Source organism: Burkholderia sp., from assembly GCF_018375725.1.
In the GTDB taxonomy this organism is placed as follows: domain Bacteria; phylum Pseudomonadota; class Gammaproteobacteria; order Burkholderiales; family Burkholderiaceae; genus Burkholderia.
The window spans coordinates 1-2,998 of sequence record NZ_JAHACR010000410.1 but is presented as its reverse complement, the minus strand read 5'-3'; the positions used below and the strand labels follow the sequence as shown (position 1 = coordinate 2,998).

Genomic DNA, 2,998 nt, shown 5'->3' with positions numbered 1-2,998 from the left:
CTTGCCCGAGCCCGACGGCCCGCAGACGACCACCACCTCGCCCTTTTTCACCTCGGTCGTGCAATCGGTGAGAACCTGAAACGGGCCGTACCACTTCGATAGATTGCGAACGGAAATCATCCTGGAACCTGCGTCATGAAAGGGCGGCGTTGCGTGCCGCGTTCAGCGGGACTTCGCGGTGCGATAGCGGCGTTCGAGCACGCGTGCGTACCACGTGAGCGGGAAGCACATCGCGAAGTAGAGCAGCGCGACCATCGCGTAGATCGGAAACGGCTTGAACACGGCGTTGGTGATGATGTTGCCGGTCTTCGTGAGTTCGGTCAGGCCGATGATCGACGTCAGCGCCGTGCTTTTGACGACCTGCACGAGAAAACCGACGGTCGGCGGCAGCGCGATCTTCCATGCCTGCGGCCAGACCACGTCACGCAGTTGCTGGGTCCACGTCATCCCGAGGCTCGCGGCCGCGCTCCATTGGCCGCGCGGCACGGCATCGACGCAGCCGCGCCAGATGTCGGCGAGATAGGCGCTCGCATGCAGCGTGAGCACGACGGATGCGGCAACCCACGGCGTGACGTCGATGCCGAGCAGCGGCAGCCCGAAAAAACCGAGAAACAGCTGCATCAGCAGCGGCGTGCCCTGGAACAGCTCGACGTACAGCGTTACGCACCGGCGCAGCGCGGGCACTGGCGACACACGCATCGCCAGCAACACGAAGCCGGCGATGCCGCCGCCCGCGAACGCGATCAACGACAGCAGCAGCGTCCAGCGCGCGGCGAGCAGCAGGTTCCACGCGATATCCGACATCGTGAATTCGATCATCGTGCACGCTCCGTCGGAGAGAAGGTTTCGGGGGCGCGGGCGCGCCACGTGAAGCGGGCGAGGCGTGTGCGCCGCGCCGCGGCGATCGTGCCGTGCGACACGCGGCCCGCGAACAGCCGGCGGCTCGCGCGATCGAGCAGCGCGCGCAGCGCGACCGACAGCACGAGGTAGATCACGGTGACGACGATATAGATCTCGAACGCGCGGAAATTGCGCGACTGGATGAAGTTCGCCGCATAGGTCAGGTCGGGCACGGAGATCTGCGACACGACGGCCGAGCCGAGCATCACGATCAGCACTTTTCCGACCAGCGCGGGGAACACATTCGCGAGCGCCTGCGGCAGCACGACATGGCCGAATACCTGGCGGCCATGCAGCCCGAGCGCCCGCGCGGCCTGAACCTGGCCGCGCGGTACCGAATCGATGCCCGCGCGCAGGATTTCCACCGCATACGCGCCGAGATTGACCGTCATCGCGAGCACGGCCGCCTGTCCTTCGTCGATGTGGATGCCGATGCCCGGCAGGCCGAAGAAGATGAAGAACAGTTGAACCAGGAACGGCGTATTGCGGATCACCTCGACGTACACCGCGACGAGCGCGCGGGCCCAGCGCGGGCCCGCGATCGCGATCCACGCGCCCGCGGTGCCGACGAGGCCGCCGAGCAGCGTCGATGCCACGGTCAGGCCGAGCGTCACCGCGATGCCGCGCGCGAGCATTCCCGCGTACAGGCCGAAGCCGCTGAAATCAAAGACGTAGCTAATCGCGGTGCCTTTCGTCAGAAGCGCGGGGCGAATGCGGCCCGCATCACAGATCCGCCGGCAGCGACGCGTGCAGCCACTTCTGCGACAGCGCGTTCAGCGTCCCGTTCTTCTTCGCGCCGGCGATCGCATCGTTGACCTTCTGCATCAGGCGCGGCTCGTTCTTGTTCAGGCCGACATGATCGGGCGAGCTGAACAGCGAGAACTTCTGCTCGGGGTCGATCGACGGATGGCGCGCGATGATCGTCGCGCCGACGTCGTTGCCGACCACGAGCAGCTGCGCCTGTCCCGACAGGAATGCGGCGATCGCGCCGTTCGGATCGTCGAAGCGCTTGATGCTGGCCGACGCGGGCGCGGCCTTGCTCACGCTCAGGTCCTCGAGCGTGCCGCGCGCGACCGCGACCGACTTGCCGGCGAGATCGGCCGTGCTCTTCACCGCGAGCGATTTCGGGCCGAACACGGCGAGGTAGTACGGCGCGTACGCCTGCGAGAAGTCGATCACTTTCGCGCGTTCGGGCGTCTGGCCGACGGACAGCAGCATGTCGGCCTTGCGGTCGGCGAGATACGCCATGCGGTTGTCGCCCGTCACCTGCACGAGTTCGACCTTCGCGTTGAGCGCCCGGCCGATCAGGTTGGCCATGTCGATGTCGTAGCCCAGCGGCTTCATGTCGGGGCCGATCGAGCCGAACGGCGGGTAGTCCTCGAACACGCCGATGCGCACCACGCCGGCCTTCGCGATCGTGTCGAGCGCGTCGGCATGCGCGAGCGGCGCGAAGGTCGCGAGTGCGGCGGTGCCGGCGCAGGCGACGGCGAGGGCGGTGCGCGCGAGCAGGCGGCGTGCGAGGCGGGAGGCATGGGTCGAAGTGTGCATGGTGAGGTCCTTGTGGCAGCGCTGGGGGAAGAAACGTTATCGGGTGCCGTGCGCGGCGATCAGCTTGCACGCGTTGACGGGCAGTTCGGCGAACACGGGCATGCCGACCTGCAGGTCGGGCGTTTCGCGCGGCGTCGTGGCGGCCGTCAGCGTGAAACCGTGGCAGTCGATCGTCGCCTCGATCGTCGCGCCCACGTCGCGCACGAACGTGATCGTGCCCGCGAGCGTGTTCGGCGCGGCAGACGCCGGCGCCGTGCGCACGCAGACGTCCTCGGGGCGGATCAGCAGGCGCACGCCGTCTGTTGCGCGCGGCCCCGGCTGTACCGTGAGCCGCTGCCCGCCGGGCAGCACGATCGCGTCCGCGCCGCCGCACGACACGGGCAGGATGTTGCCGAGCCCGATGAAGTCGGCGACGAATTCGTTGACGGGATGGCGGTAGATGTCGAGCGGCTTGCCGATCTGTTCGATGCGGCCTTTCGCCATCACGACGATCTCGTCGGCCATCGTCATCGCTTCGCGCTGGTCGTGCGTGACCATGATCGTCGTGATG

The 2,998-nt window shown here is 67.4% G+C and carries 4 protein-coding genes and 1 pseudogene; all 5 read right to left on the bottom strand.

Annotation, left to right across the window (positions count from 1 at the left end; all coding sequences use genetic code 11):
- Window positions 1-120: pseudogene (locus KH616_RS23590) on the bottom strand (amino acid ABC transporter ATP-binding protein); the annotation flags it as partial.
- Between the two features lie 42 nt (window positions 121-162).
- On the bottom strand, window positions 163-819 hold the full coding sequence (locus KH616_RS23585) for an amino acid ABC transporter permease (RefSeq protein ID WP_292253415.1): 657 nt from the start codon (window positions 817-819) through the stop codon (window positions 163-165).
- Entirely contained in the window at window positions 816-1,580 is a 765-nt protein-coding gene (locus KH616_RS23580) for an amino acid ABC transporter permease (RefSeq protein WP_292253417.1), read from the bottom strand. Before KH616_RS23580 ends, KH616_RS23585 begins: the two co-directional genes overlap by 4 nt.
- A 43-nt stretch (window positions 1,581-1,623) precedes the next feature.
- Window positions 1,624-2,448 (bottom strand): transporter substrate-binding domain-containing protein, encoded by an 825-nt coding sequence (locus tag KH616_RS23575; protein WP_292253412.1) that lies wholly within the window; start codon window positions 2,446-2,448, stop codon window positions 1,624-1,626.
- 36 nt (window positions 2,449-2,484) lie between these two features.
- A partial coding sequence (locus KH616_RS23570; RefSeq protein WP_292253410.1) for a TOBE domain-containing protein occupies window positions 2,485-2,998 on the bottom strand: 514 nt, incomplete at its 5' end.

Bases quoted from the DNA above. Each gene is read 5' to 3' on its own strand.
- KH616_RS23585 (WP_292253415.1), bottom strand. From the start codon at position 819: ATGATCGAATTCACGATGTCGGATATCGCGTGGAACCTGCTGCTCGCC.
- KH616_RS23575 (WP_292253412.1), bottom strand. From the start codon at position 2,448: ATGCACACTTCGACCCATGCCTCCCGCCTCGCACGCCGCCTGCTCGCG.